The sequence below is a fragment of the Ruegeria sp. BA12 genome (genome assembly GCF_056539625.1).
On sequence record NZ_JBQFVF010000013.1, the window covers coordinates 102,435 to 119,581 of the forward strand.

General features: G+C 57.6%; 16 protein-coding genes. 9 read left to right on the plus strand and 7 right to left on the minus strand.

Annotation, left to right across the window (positions count from 1 at the left end; all coding sequences use genetic code 11):
- Positions 1 to 111: 111 nt before the first annotated feature.
- Positions 112 to 744, minus strand: coding sequence for a sulfotransferase family protein (locus ACR0B0_RS19510; RefSeq protein ID WP_170351921.1), 633 nt, complete (start codon positions 742 to 744; stop codon positions 112 to 114).
- A gap of 79 nt (positions 745 to 823) precedes the next feature.
- The gene (locus tag ACR0B0_RS19515) at positions 824 to 1,390 is read right to left on the minus strand and encodes a helix-turn-helix domain-containing protein (RefSeq protein WP_170351922.1); all 567 of its coding nucleotides are present in this window, start codon (positions 1,388 to 1,390) and stop codon (positions 824 to 826) included.
- 117 nt (positions 1,391 to 1,507) lie between these two features.
- Between ACR0B0_RS19515 and ACR0B0_RS19520 the strand changes: the two genes are divergently transcribed.
- Positions 1,508 to 2,683, plus strand: coding sequence for an acetyl-CoA C-acyltransferase family protein (locus ACR0B0_RS19520; protein WP_170351923.1), 1,176 nt, complete (start codon positions 1,508 to 1,510; stop codon positions 2,681 to 2,683).
- 95 nt (positions 2,684 to 2,778) lie between these two features.
- On the opposite strand, the gene ubiB is transcribed toward ACR0B0_RS19520, so the two are convergent.
- Both ubiB and ubiE read right to left on the minus strand, forming a co-directional pair.
- The gene (ubiB, locus tag ACR0B0_RS19525) at positions 2,779 to 4,308 is read right to left on the minus strand and encodes a 2-polyprenylphenol 6-hydroxylase (protein ID WP_170351924.1); all 1,530 of its coding nucleotides are present in this window, start codon (positions 4,306 to 4,308) and stop codon (positions 2,779 to 2,781) included.
- A 3-nt stretch (positions 4,309 to 4,311) separates the two neighbouring features.
- On the minus strand, positions 4,312 to 5,064 hold the full coding sequence (gene ubiE / locus ACR0B0_RS19530) for a bifunctional demethylmenaquinone methyltransferase/2-methoxy-6-polyprenyl-1,4-benzoquinol methylase UbiE (protein ID WP_170351925.1): 753 nt from the start codon (positions 5,062 to 5,064) through the stop codon (positions 4,312 to 4,314).
- Between the two features lie 86 nt (positions 5,065 to 5,150).
- On the opposite strand from ubiE, the gene mutM reads away from it, so the two are divergent.
- From mutM to recF, 6 genes are all read left to right on the plus strand, one after another.
- Complete coding sequence (gene mutM / locus ACR0B0_RS19535) at positions 5,151 to 6,002, plus strand: bifunctional DNA-formamidopyrimidine glycosylase/DNA-(apurinic or apyrimidinic site) lyase (protein WP_480649195.1); 852 nt, start codon at positions 5,151 to 5,153, stop codon at positions 6,000 to 6,002.
- 66 nt (positions 6,003 to 6,068) lie between these two features.
- Positions 6,069 to 6,845: an enoyl-CoA hydratase gene (locus ACR0B0_RS19540; RefSeq protein ID WP_480649197.1), complete on the plus strand. Its 777-nt coding sequence runs from the start codon at positions 6,069 to 6,071 to the stop codon at positions 6,843 to 6,845.
- 225 nt (positions 6,846 to 7,070) lie between these two features.
- On the plus strand, positions 7,071 to 7,334 hold the full coding sequence (gene rpsT, locus ACR0B0_RS19545; RefSeq protein WP_170351928.1) for a 30S ribosomal protein S20: 264 nt from the start codon (positions 7,071 to 7,073) through the stop codon (positions 7,332 to 7,334).
- A gap of 553 nt (positions 7,335 to 7,887) precedes the next feature.
- Positions 7,888 to 9,285 (plus strand): chromosomal replication initiator protein DnaA, encoded by a 1,398-nt coding sequence (gene dnaA, locus ACR0B0_RS19550; RefSeq protein WP_170351929.1) that lies wholly within the window; start codon positions 7,888 to 7,890, stop codon positions 9,283 to 9,285.
- A 227-nt stretch (positions 9,286 to 9,512) separates the two neighbouring features.
- On the plus strand, positions 9,513 to 10,634 hold the full coding sequence (gene dnaN, locus ACR0B0_RS19555; protein WP_170351930.1) for a DNA polymerase III subunit beta: 1,122 nt from the start codon (positions 9,513 to 9,515) through the stop codon (positions 10,632 to 10,634).
- A gap of 39 nt (positions 10,635 to 10,673) precedes the next feature.
- Positions 10,674 to 11,771 (plus strand): DNA replication/repair protein RecF, encoded by a 1,098-nt coding sequence (gene recF / locus ACR0B0_RS19560; RefSeq protein ID WP_170351931.1) that lies wholly within the window; start codon positions 10,674 to 10,676, stop codon positions 11,769 to 11,771.
- Here the strand turns inward: recF and ACR0B0_RS19565 are convergent.
- Positions 11,768 to 12,334 (minus strand): carboxymuconolactone decarboxylase family protein, encoded by a 567-nt coding sequence (locus tag ACR0B0_RS19565; RefSeq protein ID WP_170351932.1) that lies wholly within the window; start codon positions 12,332 to 12,334, stop codon positions 11,768 to 11,770. The two genes, recF and ACR0B0_RS19565, sit on opposite strands and share 4 nt — an antisense overlap.
- Before the next feature lie 100 nt (positions 12,335 to 12,434).
- On the opposite strand from ACR0B0_RS19565, the gene ACR0B0_RS19570 reads away from it, so the two are divergent.
- Together ACR0B0_RS19570 and gyrB are read left to right on the plus strand one after the other, a co-directional pair.
- Positions 12,435 to 13,007, plus strand: a complete 573-nt coding sequence (locus ACR0B0_RS19570; RefSeq protein ID WP_170351933.1) for a TetR/AcrR family transcriptional regulator — start codon at positions 12,435 to 12,437, stop codon at positions 13,005 to 13,007.
- Between the two features lie 102 nt (positions 13,008 to 13,109).
- Complete coding sequence (gene gyrB, locus ACR0B0_RS19575) at positions 13,110 to 15,527, plus strand: DNA topoisomerase (ATP-hydrolyzing) subunit B (RefSeq protein ID WP_170351934.1); 2,418 nt, start codon at positions 13,110 to 13,112, stop codon at positions 15,525 to 15,527.
- A gap of 144 nt (positions 15,528 to 15,671) precedes the next feature.
- On the opposite strand, the gene ACR0B0_RS19580 is transcribed toward gyrB, so the two are convergent.
- Both ACR0B0_RS19580 and ACR0B0_RS19585 read right to left on the minus strand, forming a co-directional pair.
- Positions 15,672 to 16,433 carry an HNH endonuclease gene (locus tag ACR0B0_RS19580; protein WP_480649199.1) on the minus strand — a complete coding sequence of 254 codons (762 nt, stop codon included), beginning with the start codon at positions 16,431 to 16,433 and terminating at the stop codon, positions 15,672 to 15,674.
- Between the two features lie 9 nt (positions 16,434 to 16,442).
- Positions 16,443 to 17,147 carry a hypothetical protein gene (locus ACR0B0_RS19585; protein WP_480649201.1) on the minus strand — a complete coding sequence of 235 codons (705 nt, stop codon included), beginning with the start codon at positions 17,145 to 17,147 and terminating at the stop codon, positions 16,443 to 16,445.

Below are 17,147 nucleotides of genomic sequence, written 5' to 3' on the forward strand. Positions count from 1 at the left end.
TCTAACATAACGGATATGGTTCCCAAATAGGGGAATTCAATATTGCAGAAAAAAATCCACGATAACGGAACATGCGGAGGACCCTGAAAATTGCTTTCGATTCGGAGGCGTCTATTCCGGTTTTGCCACGTTGTCCTGAAACTGTTTGGTTGAATTTGTGTGCGGATAGGGTTCTTCGGGAATGTCGACGCCAAGGAATGTGCACAGTGGTTTCCATCCGCTTCCGGTTTCATAGACCAGCAATCGGTCCTTCGGGACAGTGTCGCGGACTTTTTTGATATGCTTCCGAAACACGCTGATGGCGTGATCCCGATCATTCATCCGGCCGTCGAAGATGCCATGAACGATAAACTTGCTGCACATCTCGGCAATTGCGTTTGCATGATCCGAGTCGTGCCGTCCGCGCATTGTGGTCATGAACGGTCCAATCGTGGCCCATATGCTGTCAAACCAGGCATCAGGGTCGCGCACGCTCAAAATGATTTTAGCATCTGGATAATGATCAGAAAGCTGGCGCCAGTATGCGGCGCCTGGCCAGTCGACTTGCGCGCGATAGCCGTGAAACATGGCATCCCAATCAGCTTGCTCACCATGTGCGGCACGGTTCCAAGCGGGCAGTTGTTCGGGATTGTCCCGCACTTCGAACATGTGGTGACAGGGTCCGAAATTCAGCTGTTCCAAAGCAAGCTTCAGCGAATTCGTCCCAGTGCGGCCGAATCCAGCGCCAATCACTTCCAAAGTCATTTTGGGTAACTCCAATTCGTGTAAATGCCATAAAATAGCACAACACACAGGTATCCCCCAAACTTCGCCCCGGTCGGGGTCAGGCGTTTTTCACAATCAGGAACACTCGCGCGGGACCGTTGGGCGATGCGATCGAGTGCAAGACGTCCGCCGCATACCGCGCTGTATCGCCTTGGTTCAACTCCATTGTGGCCGATCCCGATGTGACGCGAACCGACCCGTCCAAAACCGTCAATTGCTCTTGCGCGCCGCGCGTGTGGGGCTGGCTTTTCAATGCGCCGTCTTTGTCGAACTGAATGTCATAGACTTCATGCCCGCCCGCTTCTTCGGGGGGGGACAGGATGCGAATCCGGCAGTTTTGTCCCATATTGTCGATGCTTGGCACTTCAGAGTTTCGCAGCACTTCGATTTGGTTTGCGGTGCCGGTCTCTTCCAGCAAACCGGCGAAATCCACCTGCAAGGCCCGGGTCAGGTTCCACAGGGTTGAGATGGTAGGGCTGCTTTCCCCCCGTTCGATCTGACTAACCATTGAACGCGACACACCACTGAGATTAGCCACGGCTTCGAGCGACAGGCCCTTGGCGCGACGTGCCTCTTTCAGGCGGGCGGGAAGGCGTGTCAGGATATCGTCTGTATTCTCCGTCATGACGGAATTTCATGCGCCTTGTATCTGTGGTTGTCAATTCCAACCGTGACGGGACGTCCCATAGGACAGGGCGACGTGGTGTATGCATACTGCGCGCAAATGCACGAGGAGTGATCCATGACTGATATCGTAATTTTGGACGGTGCCCGCACCGCTATTGGAACCTTTGGCGGCGCGCTGGCTTCGACCGCTCCGATCGATCTGGCTACGGTTGTCACCGAAGCCGCGCTGGAACGCTCGGGTGTTGAAGGTGGTCAGATCGGGCATGTGGTGTTCGGCCACGTGATCAATACCGAGCCGCGGGACATGTACCTGTCGCGCGTTGCCGCGATGCATGCGGGGATCCCAAATGGTACACCTGCGATGAACGTGAACCGGCTGTGCGGGTCGGGCGCGCAGGCGATTGTCTCGGCGATGCAGTCCCTGATGCTGGGGGATGCCGAGTTTGCCGTGGCCGGCGGGGCCGAGAGTATGTCGCGCAGCCCTTATATCGTGCCGCAGGCGCGCTGGGGCGCGAAGATGGGCGATGTCACCTCGTTGGATATGATGCTGGGGGCGCTGAATTGCCCGTTTGGCACCGGACATATGGGTGTGACGGCCGAAAACGTTGCAGACGAACACCAGATCACCCGCGAGCAGATGGACCAATTCGCCGTGACCAGTCAGACCCGCGCGGCAGCGGCGATTGAGGCGGGGTATTTCGACAGTCAGATCGCGCCCGTGCAGGTCAAGGTCAAGCGGGACATGGTTGATTTCAAGGTCGATGAACATCCCAAGGCCACCACTGCCGAGACCCTGGCCGGATTGCGACCGGTATTCCAGAAGGACGGGCGCGTGACGGCGGGCAATGCCTCGGGCATCAATGACGGGGCGGCGGCGATGGTATTGGCAACAGCGGACGCGGCCGAGAAAGCCGGATTGAAGCCCAAGGCGCGCGTGCTGGGGTATGCCCATGCGGGTGTTCGCCCCGAGGTTATGGGCATTGGACCGGTTCCGGCGGTGCGGAACCTGATGGAAAAAACCGGCCTTTCGGTGGATGACTTCGATGTGATCGAAAGCAATGAGGCCTTCGCGGCGCAGGCTCTGGCTGTGAATCAGGAACTGGGATTGGACGCGTCGAAGGTTAACCCGAATGGTGGCGCGATTGCCTTGGGTCACCCGGTTGGGGCAACCGGCGCAATCATCACCATGAAAGCGCTGTATGAGCTGGAGCGCGTAGGTGGGGCCAAAGGTCTGGTGACTATGTGCATCGGTGGTGGGCAAGGTATTGCACTGGCTATCGAGCGGCTTTGATTTCGCACCGTGCAGGGGGGCTGTCTGCCCCCTATCGCGCGCAGGCGCGATTCCCCTCGAAGGTATTGTTGGCCAGAAGAAGCAGGCGGTCTGGCTCAGCTGAGCGCGTTGACAATCAGGACAAGCGCAGCACCGGCTGCGGCACCGATTGCGGCAGGTAGGGCCGCGGACCATAGGGATGACTTTTGCGGGTCGTCTTTTTGCGTCTGGGCGATCAGGGCATTTTCAACCAGACCCGGCAATCGTGGGCCAAAGCGGGCCAGAACCATGGCGGTTTTGCCGAAGTCCTGCAGCGCGGCGCGGGGACCGATGGATTGCTTTATGTAATCCTCGACCACGGGGCGGGCGGTTTCCCAAATGTTCATATGTGGGTCGAGCGAGCGTGCGACGCCTTCGACCACAACCATCGTACGCTGCAACAGGATCAGTTCGGTCCGGGTTTCCATGCCAAAGCGCTCGGTGACCTCGAACAGGTAGTTCAACAGGCGGCCCATTGAGATATGCGAGGCGTCCATGCCAAAGATCGGCTCGCCCACCGCTCGCAGCGCGCGGGCAAATTCGTCGACATCCTGGTTGGCGGGGACGTAACCGGCCTCGAAATGCACCTCGGCCACGCGTTTATAGTCGCGGCGGATGAACCCGAACAGAATCTCGGCATAGACCCGACGGGTGTATTCGTCGATGTGACCCATGATGCCGTAATCATAGGCAATGATATCGCCATTTGCGGCGACCTTCAGGTTGCCCTGATGCATATCGGCGTGGAAATAGCCATCACGCAGGGCGTGCAGCAGGAATAGGTGCAGGACCCGCTCTGCCAGATCGCGGCGGTTGTGACCAACCGCATCCAGTGCAGCATTGTCGCCCAACGGTACACCATCCGCCCAGCTGAGCGTCATCACCCGGCGCGCGGACAGTGACCACACAACGGGGGGCAGCCAGAAACCGGCATCGTCCTTGGTATTGGCGGCATATTCCGAGGCAGCGGCGCTTTCCAGTCGCAAGTCCAACTCACCCCGTACAACGCCGTCGAAATGTTCGATCACGTCCATCGGTCGCAGGCGGCGCGCGCCGGGGGCGAACAGGTCGACAATACGGGCGGCGAAATAGAACGCATCGACATCCTTGTGAAAGGCACGCTCGATCCCCGGGCGCAGCACTTTGACGGCGACATATTCGCCAGTGCTGACCAGCCGGGCCTTGTGAACCTGCGCAATCGACGCTGCGGCGATCGGTTCGCTGAATTCCTCAAAAACCTCATCGACGGGCTGGCCAAGTTCCTTTTCCACCTCGGCCATGGCTTCGGCGCGGGAAAAGGGTGGCAGCTTGTCCTGCAACACACGCAATTGGGCGGCCAGTTCTTCGCCCACCACGTCGGGGCGGGTCGAGAGAATCTGACCGAATTTGATATAAGCCGGGCCAAGCGCCGTCAGCGCTCGGGTGGCGGGCGGCATATTGGGATCGCCCTTGTAACCCAGCCATTGAAACGGTTTGCCCAACGCATGCGCCAGAAATCGCAACGCGCGGGGGGCCTCAAAGGCGTCCAGCACCACGTTCATGGCGCCTGTGCGTTCAAACGTGGCGCCTGTACGGATCAGGCGAATGATGTTGTGGGGGCCGCGCATGAATCAGATCTTCCAGCCGGAATGCAGCGCGGCGATGCCCATGCTGAGGTTGCGGTATTTGGCGTTTTCGAATCCAGCGGCACGAACCATGCCCAGAAAGGTTTCCTGATCGGGGAAATTGCGGATCGATTCGACCAGATATTGATAGCTGTCGTAATCATTGGCGATCAGCTTGCCCATGCGGGGAATGACGTTGAAGCTGTACAAGTCATAGAGCTTTTGCAGCCCTTCATTGGGCAACTGGCTGAATTCCAGCACCATCAGGCGTCCACCGGGCTTCAGAACTCGGAAGGCTTCGTTCAAAGCCTCTTGCGGGCGGGTCACGTTCCGGATGCCGAAGGAAATGGTGTAGACGTCAAACGTGTTGTCCTCAAACGGCAGGGCCATCGCATCGCCTACCACCCAGTTCAGGCTGTCGGACATCTGATCGGCCTCGGCGCGCTGACGACCTTCGACCAGCATCGGCTCGGTCAGGTCCAGAACGGTGGCGTGACCGTAACCCGCGCGTTTGAGGAAGCGAAACGAGATATCGCCCGTTCCACCGGCCACATCCAGCAGACGTTGACCAGGGCGCGGGGCCAGCCAGTCCATCATCGCGTCTTTCCAGACCCGGTGGATACCCATCGACATGACATCGTTCATCACGTCGTATTTTGAGGCGACCGAGTTGAACACGCCCTGCACACGACCGGCCTTGTCGGCCTCGCGCACGGTTTCAAACCCGAAATGAGTGGTCTTGTCGCTGTTGTCGGACATAAGCCTTGCCGTTTGTCGAATTTCGTCTCTGTTATAGGGCTCTGGAACCGGGGCACAATGCGGCCCTTTGAATTAGGAGCCATCTAATGCCCGAATTGCCCGAGGTCGAGACAGTAAGACGCGGCCTGAGCCCCGCAATGGAGGGGGTCGTGATCGAACGGGCAGATGTGAATCGCCCCGATTTGCGCTGGCCGTTCCCGGACCGCATGGCCGAGCGGCTGACCGGGCAACGGGTGGATCAGCTGCGGCGGCGGTCGAAGTATATTCTGGCAGATCTCAGCAGCGGTGAAACTTTGTTGATCCATCTGGGTATGTCTGGGCGGATGACAGTATCGGGTGATCCGCTAGGGCAGTTCGTGCATGAGCATCCCATGCCCGAAAAACACGACCACGTGGTGTTTCACATGGCCAATGGCGCGCGTGTGACATTCAACGATCCGCGGCGCTTCGGCGCGATGGACCTGTTGCCCACGGCTACAGCCGAGGATCACAAGCTTTTATCCGTTCTGGGGCCAGAGCCGCTGGGCAATGACTTTCACGAACAGCACCTGATCGAAGCGCTCAAGGGCAAGAATACTCCTGTCAAATCTGCACTGTTGGATCAGGGAATCGTTGCCGGATTGGGCAATATCTATGTTTGCGAGGCCCTTTATCGCGCGGGTGTGTCGCCACGTCGCAAAGCAGGACAAATTTCTGCCGCCCGTGTCGGCGCGCTGGTTCCGATCATTCGGCGGGTACTGCAGGACGCGATCGACGCGGGTGGTTCATCCCTGCGCGATTTCCGCCAAGCCGATGGAGAACTTGGATATTTTCAACACAGCTTTGACGTTTACGGACGCGAAGGCGAACCCTGCAGAACCCAGGGATGCAGTGGGGAAATAAAGAGAATCACTCAGTCCGGTCGCTCATCCTTCTGTTGTGCGCAATGCCAAAGATAACTTGATCCAGATAAATCGCGTGATAAGGAATCGTACTTGAACGGAACAACCGGAAGCTTACACCTCATGGCTTTTGAGACGATCATCGTCGAAATCGAAGACCACGTCGCCCTTATCAAGCTCGACAGACCCGATGCGCTGAATGCGCTGAATTCGCAGCTGGCACAGGAACTGTGTATCGCATTGGAAGACGCGGATACCAACGACAAGGTGCGCTGCATCGTCATTACCGGTTCGGACAAGGCGTTCGCGGCCGGCGCGGACATCAAGGAAATGTCCGAGATGAGCTTTGTTGATGTCTACAGTTCAAATCTGTTTGGTGCTCTGAATGACCGTGTTTGCGCGATCCGCAAGCCGATCATTGCAGCCGTTGCTGGCTATGCGCTGGGCGGTGGGTGCGAATTGGCCATGCTGTGCGATTTCGTCATTGCTGCGGATACCGCCAAGTTCGGGCAACCCGAAATCAACCTGGGCGTCATTGCAGGACTGGGTGGTTCGCAGCGCCTGACGCGTTTCGTTGGGAAGTCCAAATCGATGGACATGAACCTGACCGGTCGCTTCATGGATGCCGAAGAGGCCGAGCGTTCGGGTCTTGTCAGCCGGGTCGTACCGGCCAAGAAACTGATGGAAGAGACGATGGGCGCCGCCCAGAAGATCGCTGAGAAATCGCAGCTGAGTGCAATGGCGGCGAAAGAAGCTGTGAACCGCAGCTATGAGTTGCCTCTCAGCGAAGGGATGCTGTTTGAACGTCGCGTGTTCCACTCGATGTTTGCGACAGAAGACCAGAAAGAAGGCATGGCGGCCTTCTTGGAAAAACGCGCGGCTCAGTTCCGCGACAAATAAATTGCGTAAGCGACCGAAACAGGCGGGCTTGGCCCGCCTTTTTTCATGACTGCTATGCAGTGCGAAAGAATCGGCTTGGCAAAGCCTGCAAACTTGGGTAACTAGCGCCGCTATACATGCGCGTGCGGCCCGCTTGGCCCGACTCACACTCGTGATTCTGAACCGGTGCGGATAGTCCGTGACGCGCAACCATTGATAACCGTACCGAATGAAGGTCAGAAACACATGGCAAACTCGCCTCAGGCTAAAAAACGCGCTCGTCAGAACGAAAAGCGTTTTGCTATCAACAAAGCGCGTCGCTCGCGCATCCGTACTTATCTGCGCAAGGTTGAAGAAGCGATTGCTTCTGGTGACAAGGACGCAGCAACCGCAGCTCTGCGTGCCGCTCAGCCCGAACTGATGCGTGGCGTCACAAAAGGCGTCTTTCACAAGAACACCGCTTCGCGGAAAATGTCGCGACTGTCGGCACGCGTGAAAGCACTGGGCTAATCGCTCAGGTTGACCTTGCGTCAACAAAACAAGGTTGAATTGTTCTCAAAGGCGTCACAATGCGTGGCGCCTTTTTGTTGCTGTTGCCGGAAAGTCGCGCCTTCACAAAACCGAGAGATTCTTTCTGCAAAAGACCCGAGTCAATATCAGAGTTTCGTTGCCGTACGCCTTGGCCTCTTGCTACCACTGTTACAGCGATTCACTCGCTTGGGGGGACAGGCTGTTTCGGCGATCTGACTGACGGGCATCAGGACGGTCACGAAACGAATGTTGGCAATCGGTCACGGCTGATTTGCTGATCTGCTAAAGGTCTTGGGGTAACCGAAGATCTGAGCCCTGTCTAAAAATTTGATTGCGAAGCGCAACCCGGTTACGGGGCGCCCGGATTATGGGTGCCTGATTGCTGGGCTGTGCAAACTTTCGGGACAGTCCCGCCAAACCCATGTGGTTTGGCGATGGGTATCCTATTGCGGTGAATGCTTAAGAACCGGGCAACCGGGCCAGATCAATAAGGCCGACAGGCCAATAAAGAATGGGATGCGTGAGGCGCTTGATGACACAAGAGAAATGGGGACAACTGCGTAACAAACTGCTCAAGGCGATCGGCAAGAACAACTATACCACCTGGATCGAGCCTCTTGAATTCCAAGAGCTGCAGGATGGCGTGGCCACGTTCTCGGTTCCGACCAACTTCATGGGCAATTATGTTAGTCAAAACTTTGCGGACTTGATTCTGTACGAGATGAACACCGCAGGGGAATCGGTTCAGCGCCTGGCGTTTCGCGTTGCAGCCAATTCGCCGGTGCGTCCGTCGGGTGATGTAGAATCTGCGCCGTCTGTTGTTCAGGACGCGACTCAGCCGCAGTCCCTGTCACAGCGGGCCGAACCCGCGAATGATGCGCTCGAATCCCTTCAGGCAGCACCACTGGACGCCCGTTTCACCTTTGACAGTTTTGTGGTGGGCAAACCCAACGAGCTGGCCCATGCCGCCGCGCGCCGTGTTTCTGAGGGCGGCCCCGTCACGTTCAACCCGTTGGTTCTGTATGGCGGCGTTGGTTTGGGTAAAACTCACCTGATGCACGCCATCGCGTGGGAGCTGAAAACCAAACGCCCCGAACTGAACGTGCTGTACCTGTCGGCGGAACAGTTCATGTACCGCTTTGTGCAGGCGCTGCGCGAACGTCGGATGATGGACTTCAAACATCTGTTCCGTTCCGTCGATGTGCTGATGGTGGATGATGTGCAGTTCATCGCCGGCAAGGATTCAACTCAAGAAGAGTTCTTTCACACGTTCAACGCGCTGGTTGATCAGAACAAGCAGATCATCATTTCGGCTGACCGCGCGCCGGGCGAGATCAAGGATCTAGAAGATCGCGTGAAGTCGCGCCTGCAATGCGGTCTGGTCGTCGACCTGCACCCCACCGATTACGAACTGCGCCTGGGCATCTTGCAGAACAAGGTGCAGCAATACAGCAGCACCTATCCCGATCTGACCATCGCCGATGGCGTGCTGGAGTTTCTGGCCCACCGTATCTCGACCAACGTGCGCGTGCTGGAGGGTGCCCTGACCCGTCTGTTCGCCTTCGCCTCGCTGGTGGGACGCGAGATCGACATGGAGCTGACGCAGGACTGTCTGGCTGACGTGTTGCGCGCGTCCGAGCGCAAGATTACTGTTGAAGAGATTCAGCGCAAAGTGTCGGACTATTACAACATCCGTCTGTCCGACATCATCGGCCCCAAGCGCCTGCGGTCTTATGCCCGTCCGCGACAGGTGGCGATGTATCTGTGCAAGCAGTTGACCAGCCGATCCCTGCCCGAGATCGGGCGTCGCTTTGGTGGTCGCGATCACACCACCGTCATGCACGGCGTCAAACGCATTGAAGAATTGAAAGTCACCGACGGCCAGATCGCCGAAGATGTGGAAATGCTGCGCCGGTCGCTGGAAGCCTAAGGGTCATCCTATCATTCAAGAAACGCCCCGGACCCTCACGCCCGGGGCGTTTTCTTGTGCGCTTAAATCCACGGTTGAATAGGAACTGTGCCCGACCGGCCACGCGCCCCTTGACCCTTTGGCCGTTCCGACCCAGAAAACCATAAAAAATCCTTGTGCCTCAGGGTGGAACCGCTAACGTGCCAGTCCCGCCTGTTTTCGGCACGCAAGTCAGAGGAATTGAGGGTATGAAGATCAGCATCGAACGCGGCACCCTTCTTAAGGCCGTTTCGCAGGCCCAATCTGTTGTAGAGCGCCGGAACACTATTCCCATCCTTGCCAACGTGCTGATCGAGGCCGAAGGCGATCAGGCCCTGTTTCGCGCCACCGATCTGGATATCGAAGTGGTCGACAAAGCCCCGGCGCAGGTTGAAAAGGCGGGTGCCACAACCGTTGCGGCGACAACCCTGCATGAGATTGTGCGCAAGTTGCCCGACGGGGCGCTGGTGACACTGACTGCTGACAGCGCGGCGGGTCGTCTGACGGTCGAAGCGGGCCGGTCGAACTTTTCACTGGCGACGCTGCCGAAAGAGGATTTCCCGGTGATGGCGTCCTCGGAATATCAGTCGAACTTTACCGCTTCGGCAGCACTGTTGCGACGGCTGTTCGACAAATCGAAATTCGCCATCTCGACCGAAGAGACCCGGTACTACCTGAATGGTGTCTACATGCATGTGGCTGACGGGTCCGAAGGCGGCAAGGTGCTGCGCTGTGTGGCCACCGATGGCCACCGTCTGGCTCGCATTGATGCAGATTTGCCGGATGGTGCCGCAGACATGCCGGGCGTGATCGTGCCGCGCAAAACCGTGGGTGAGCTGCGCAAGCTGCTGGACGATGATGAGATGGATATCGCCGTCTCGGTCAGCGAAACCAAGGTGCGTTTCGCAACGCCCGATATCACACTGACCTCAAAAGTGATCGACGGCACCTTCCCCGACTACACCCGCGTGATTCCGCAGGGCAATACGCGTCAGCTGGAAGTGGACGCTGCTGAATTCGCGCAGGCCGTGGATCGGGTTGCTACCGTTTCGTCGGAACGCTCACGCGCTGTGAAACTGCAACTGGATGCGGACAAGCTGGTTCTGTCGGTCAACGCCCCCGATAGTGGTGCCGCCGAAGAAGAATTGGCCGTGGCCTACGGCGACGAACGGCTCGAGATCGGCTTCAACGCCAAATACCTGCTTGAGATCGCCAGCCAGGTGGATCGTGAAAACGCCGTTTTCCTGTTCAACTCAGCCGGTGATCCGACCCTGATGCGGGAAGGCAATGATCTAAGCGCAGTCTATGTTGTCATGCCGATGCGCGTCTGATCGACCCCGCGGGGTGTTTTTTAACGAAAGGGATGGGTCATGAGTTTGGCCCTGACCGAACTTACGGTCTCGCATTTCCGGTCCCACAAGCTAGTGCGGTTGTCCTTGGATGGGCGGCCGGTGGCGATACATGGACCGAACGGGGCGGGCAAAACCAACATTCTTGAGGCAGTGTCGCTGTTTTCCCCCGGTCGCGGTATGCGCCGGGCCAGCGCGGCCGAGATGACCCGGCGACCTGAGGCGCTGGGCTGGAAGCTGTCCGGCCTGTTGCAAGCACAGGGCCGGAATTACGAGATCGAGACCTGGTCCGAAAGTGGCGCGGCGCGGCAGGTTCGGATCGATGGCAAAGCGTCCAATCAGATAGATCTGGGTAAACTGGCGCGGGTGGTTTGGCTGATCCCCTCGATGGACCGGCTGTGGATCGAAGGGGCTGAGGGGCGGCGCCGCTTTCTGGATCGGATTGCGCTGAGTTTCGACCCCGCCCATGCCGAGGCCTCGCTGACCTATGAAAAATCCATGCGTGAACGCAACCGCCTGCTGAAAGAGCAGGTGCGCGATGCCCATTGGTATGCAGCGCTCGAAGGGCAGATGGCCGAGACCGGCCATAGAATACACTCCGCGCGGCTGGCCGCGTTGGAACATCTGCGAAGGGCGCAGGAACAGGCGGAAACGGCGTTTCCGTCCGCTGATCTGGAATTGGTGCAAACCGAAGGCGCGATGCCCGAGGCAGCTGAGGATTTGCGCGAGGCCTTGAATGAAAGCCGTTTCCGCGATTTGGCTGCAGGGCGCACATTGGTCGGGCCGCATCGGTCGGACCTGTATGGTGTGTTTGCCGCCAAAGGTGTGCCAGCCAAAGATTGCTCGACCGGAGAGCAAAAGGCGCTGTTGGTGTCGCTGATCCTGTCAAACGCGCGGGCGCTGGCCGGGATGGTTGGCGCGCCTCCGATCGTGTTGCTGGATGAGGTGGCCGCCCATCTGGATGCGGGGCGACGGGCGGCGCTGTATAATGAGATTTGCGCGCTGGGCGCTCAGGCCTGGATGACGGGCACCGGGCCTGAGCTGTTTGCGGAACTGGGCGACCGGGCCCAGACGTTGATCGTGAGTGATGGCCTTGAGGGCTCGGTCGTTTCCGCTTAGGCGGGTTCGCTGACTTTGCGTTCCCACAGGAAGCCGCGCATGACCTCGTCAACCGGCGTTTGTGCCATGTGGTTGACGTAGTTCGACATGGTTTTCTGCGCCAGACCCAGCACCACGTCCAATACAGCGCGGTGCGAGTAGCCTGCATCAAAGAACGCCTGCAGCTGTTCCTCGGACGGGTTGCCCCGGGTTTCCATCATTTGCAGGGTGAACGTGCGCAGCGCCTCAAGCTTGGCATTGGGCAGCGGGGTTTCGTTGCGCAGGGCCTCGGTGATCTCGTCCGAGACCTTCATCATCTTGGCAATGCCGGTATGCGCTGGCACGCAGTAATGGCATTCGTTTTCCACGTTGATGGTCTGCCAGACGACGGTTTTTTCGTCATTGTCGAAATCTGTCTGCACGAACAGATGGTGCAGCACCTGATAGCCTTCCAAATGCTGGGGGCTTTCGGCCATCACTTTGTGCAAACCGGGCAGGCGGCCAAACGCGGCCTGAGATTTTTCCAGCAATGGTTTGGAACCTTCAGGGGCGGATTCGAGGTCGTGTGAAGGGAAGTTGGCCATTTGGGAATTCCTTTTTTCTGGCGGCTGAGTCCGAAATAGCCTTTCTTGAGCGGTCGCTCAAGTATATATTTGAGCAACCGTTCAAGAATTGGTGAATATGATGCCCCGCAAACCTGCCTATGACCGAGATACCCTGATCGCTCAGGCCCGAGATATATTCTGGCGTCACGGTTGGGCCGGAACATCGTTGAAGGACCTAGAGCGTGAGTTGAAGTTGAAGCCAGGCAGCTTTTATGCGGCGTTTGGTTCGAAAGATGCGCTTTATGCGCTGGCAATGGAACGCTATGCGCAGGATGGCGTCGCCAATATGATGGCCTTGGCGCAGGATCTGGGCCCCTTAGAGGCGCTCAAGGCCCAGCCGCGACTGGTGGTCGAGGCGTCTGTGTTGCCTACCAAGGCTTGCATGTTGTCCAAAACCTATGCCGAATTGCAGGCGCGCGGCCATGAATTGGCAGGCCAGGCCCGCACCCACATGATCGCAATGAAGACCTGTTTTGCAGACCTGTTTCAACGCGCGCAAAAGGCCGGTGAGATCGGTTCGGAACATGACCCGGAGCGTCTTGCCGCGCGGTATCAATCCGACCTTCTGGGCCTGCGATTGTCGGCCGAGCGGGATGATGTGAACGCAGCGGAAATTGCCGCAGATATCGCGGCCGACCTTGATCGGCTTTGATCCGCAAATCAAGGTCATCCAAACCACAAAATCTTGGGGGAGCGCGTGACATTCCCCACCAGAAAACGTATAAGTTACCAAAATAATATAGGTACTGACTGAATGTCCGACGACGCACAGGCACCCCAGGAATACGGTGCTGATTCCATTAAAGTTCTCAAAGGCTTAGAGGCGGTTCGCAAACGTCCGGGCATGTATATCGGCGACACGGACGATGGCTCGGGTTTGCACCACATGGTCTATGAGGTTGTCGACAATGGTATTGACGAGGCGTTGGCCGGTCATGCTGACCATGTGACAGTGAAAATTCACGCCGATTCCAGCGTCTCGGTCAGCGACAACGGGCGTGGTATTCCGGTGGATATTCACCCCGAAGAAGGTGTCTCGGCGGCTGAGGTCATCATGACGCAGCTGCACGCGGGCGGTAAGTTCGACAGCAACTCGTACAAGGTGTCGGGCGGTCTGCACGGTGTGGGCGTTTCGGTTGTGAATGCCCTGTCCAATTGGCTGGAACTGCGTGTCTGGCGAAATGGCAAAGAGCATGTCGCCCGGTTCGAAGGCGGCGAAACGGTCGAGCACCTGAAAGTAGTCGAGGAGTGTGGCGACCGCACCGGAACTGAGGTGCGGTTCCTGGCCTCGACCGACACGTTCTCGAATCTGGAATACTCGTTTGAAACGCTGGAAAAACGCCTGCGCGAGCTGGCCTTCCTGAACTCGGGCGTGCGCATCATCCTGATCGACGAGCGCCCGGCGGAACGGTTGGAAACCGAGCTGTTCTATGAGGGTGGCGTTAAGGAGTTCGTCAAGTATCTGGACCGCTCGAAATCGGCGGCGATGCCAGAGCCCATTTATATCAAAGGCGAACGCGACGATATCGGCGTGGAAATCGCTATGTGGTGGAATGACAGCTATCACGAGACGGTCCTGCCCTTCACCAACAACATCCCGCAGCGCGATGGCGGCACCCATGTTGCCGGTTTCCGGGGTGCGTTGACCCGCACGATCAACAACTATGCGCAATCCAGCGGGATCGCGAAAAAGGAAAAGGTCAGCTTTACCGGCGATGACGCGCGCGAAGGTCTGACCTGTGTGTTGTCCGTCAAAGTGCCCGATCCGAAGTTCTCGTCCCAGACCAAAGACAAGCTGGTGTCGTCCGAGGTGCGCCCAGCGGTTGAAGGTCTGATGAACGAAAAGCTGGCAGAGTGGTTCGAAGAGAACCCGAACGAGGCCAAGACCATTGTCGGCAAAATCATCGAGGCTGCTCTGGCGCGTGAGGCCGCGCGCAAGGCACGCGAACTGACCCGCCGCAAAACGGCGATGGACGTGAATTACCTAGCCGGCAAGCTGAAGGACTGCTCCGAGAAGGACCCATCAAAGACCGAAGTTTTCCTAGTCGAGGGGGACTCGGCTGGCGGATCAGCTCAAACAGGTCGGGATCGTCTGACCCAAGCGGTGTTGCCGTTGCGCGGGAAAATCCTGAACGTGGAACGGGCGCGGTTTGACCGGATGCTGTCTTCGCAAGAAATCGGCAACCTTGTCATGGCGCTGGGCACCGGTATTGGCCGCGATGAGTTCAACATCGAAAAGCTGCGCTACCACAAGATCGTCATCATGACCGATGCGGATGTTGACGGCGCGCATATCCGGACGCTGCTGCTGACCTTCTTCTATCGGCAGATGCCGGAACTGATCGAAGGCGGATACCTCTATATTGCGCAGCCGCCGCTTTACAAAGTTTCACGCGGTAAATCAGAGGTTTACCTGAAAGACCAAGCCGCTCTGGATGACTACTTGATCAATCAGGGCGTTGAAGGGGCCGTGCTGAAACTGGGCTCGGGTGAAGAGATCATCGGACAGGACTTGACCCGTGTGGTCGATGAGGCGCGTCAATTGAAACGCGTATTGGACGCATTCCCGACCCATTATCCGCGCCACATTCTGGAACAGGCCGCCGTTGCCGGTGCCTTTGTACCGGGTGCCGTGGATGCTGACCTGCAGGGTGTGGCCGACAAAGTTGCCGCCCGTTTGGACCTGATTGCGCTGGAATACGAACGCGGCTGGCAAGGTCGGATCACGCAGGATCACGGCATCCGTCTGGCCCGTATCCTGCGCGGTGTTGAAGAGGTCCGCACGCTGGACGGCCCCATGCTGCGCTCGGGCGAGGCCCGCAAAACCGGCAGCTTTACCCAAAGCCTACAAGAGATCTACAACACCCCCGCCACCCTCATCCGTCGCGACCGTAGCCAGATGATCCACGGCCCGCTGGACTTGTTGCGCGCCATTCTGGAAGAGGGTGAAAAGGGTCTATCGCTGCAACGCTACAAAGGGTTGGGAGAGATGAACCCCGACCAGCTATGGGAAACCACGCTGGACCCGGACGCACGGACTCTGCTTCAAGTGCGGGTGGACGATATGGTCGAGGCAGATGACCTGTTCACCAAGCTGATGGGCGACGTGGTAGAGCCGCGCCGTGAATTCATCCAACAAAACGCACTGAGCGTCGAGAATCTGGATTTCTAAGTCTCTGTAGGGACGCGCACAAACCTTCATGCACCCCATAAGTTTGCAAGATTTGCCCATAAGTTTGCATTGTTTCGCGATAATAGTGCAGAGAAGAGCAAGTAAATCGCCTTATGCGGGTGCCGATGGATAGATTTCAGTTTCTCAAGGATTGAACACCTGATCGCGATGCCAGATCAGGTTCTCCTTGTGCCCAGCAGTTAGACCAGAGATCCGCTTGGAATGTCCGGACAACGAGCTCATTGCCGGCGCTGACAGTTTACTCGAAAACCAAGGTGACCCGTCGTCCTTGAAAGTCACCAGACCCTTGTCGAATGCTGCGTCCCATAATGCTGACAACAAAATTCCGTTGTGGACGTCCAACCGCTCAGCATCAGTTTCGCAGTCTTTCCACGGCTTAATGTGCGAGGCTCTAAGGAGTTCAGTGTCAGAAATGTCCGAAATCGGGCAGCGACCCTGCCAATAAGAGATCAAACGATTTCTGAAAATACCCTGACCAATGCGCTGCTTGACCAACCGCTCTGCTTCGGTTTTCTCCGGCAAACCATCGGTTGCAGCCTGAAACTCCTCCAGAGGGCCGTCTGGCAGGCTCACGGACAGCTCATAGATACGTGTTAGCACCGGATACAGCTCAGACATCTGTGCGGCGCTGTAGGCGGCGATACCGGGGTGTGTGACGTAAGCTTTTGGAAACGGCAGCTCCGCGGCAACGCCTGGGTGGTCGATTGCGACATACCAAGATCCGTTAATACTGTCCGACGCCAGAAAAATCGTTCCTTTCGCCGTTGTCGATCCGAAAGCCGCCCATCCATCTTCTTGGCCGAGCTTCTTGCGGAAGCCGTTCTGCCACGCCGCTTGTTCGCTGGCGGAATAAGTTACAAAGGATTGGGGAGACTCAATTGCCATAGCTATCCTTCACCAGTAACGCCGTGGAGGGTGGCGCTGTAATAACCCGGCCAGTTCGCGGTACTGGCGAAGAAACCACTGGCGGTCTTCTTCCCAATCCGCAACAGCAAACCTTTGGTTGTTTCGACCGCGCCGCAAGTCTGCCAGCATCTTTAAATGCTTCTCAATTGAACGGAACCGCTGGTATGTCGCGGGTGCGCCCCATCCTTGGTATTTTGGATCAAGGTCAAACGGGATCTCGATCCGGAAACAGACATCCAGCCGCCTTTGCCTTTCACGACTGGCGAGACCACGGGTCTTTCCAACCCGGTATCCGACATAGGCCAAGGGCGAGCGGTCTTCTCCGACGAACGAGCCATCCAGAAAGGCGCGCATATCTCGCTTGATATCCGGGGGGATCGGCCGCTCGACCAGTGCATCATGTTCCTTCTGCGCCCTGTCGCGCTCGGCACGTTCGCGGGCTTCGACCTCGGCCTTTTTGCGTCGCGCCTCTTCCTCGCGCCGTTTGCGCTCCTTTAAAATCGGGCCAATTATCGGTAAATCCGTTTTACCGAACGAACGGCCAAGTCGCTCCATCGTGCCATTGGCCGAACTGGAGACCGGTTCCGGCGGCTTCTCCGTTCGGCCTTTTCGACCCCAAAAAAGATACCAGATCAGAACCCAGAAAAGGATTTTTCCAAGGATGATGAGCGGCATGAGGTCGTCATCACTCAT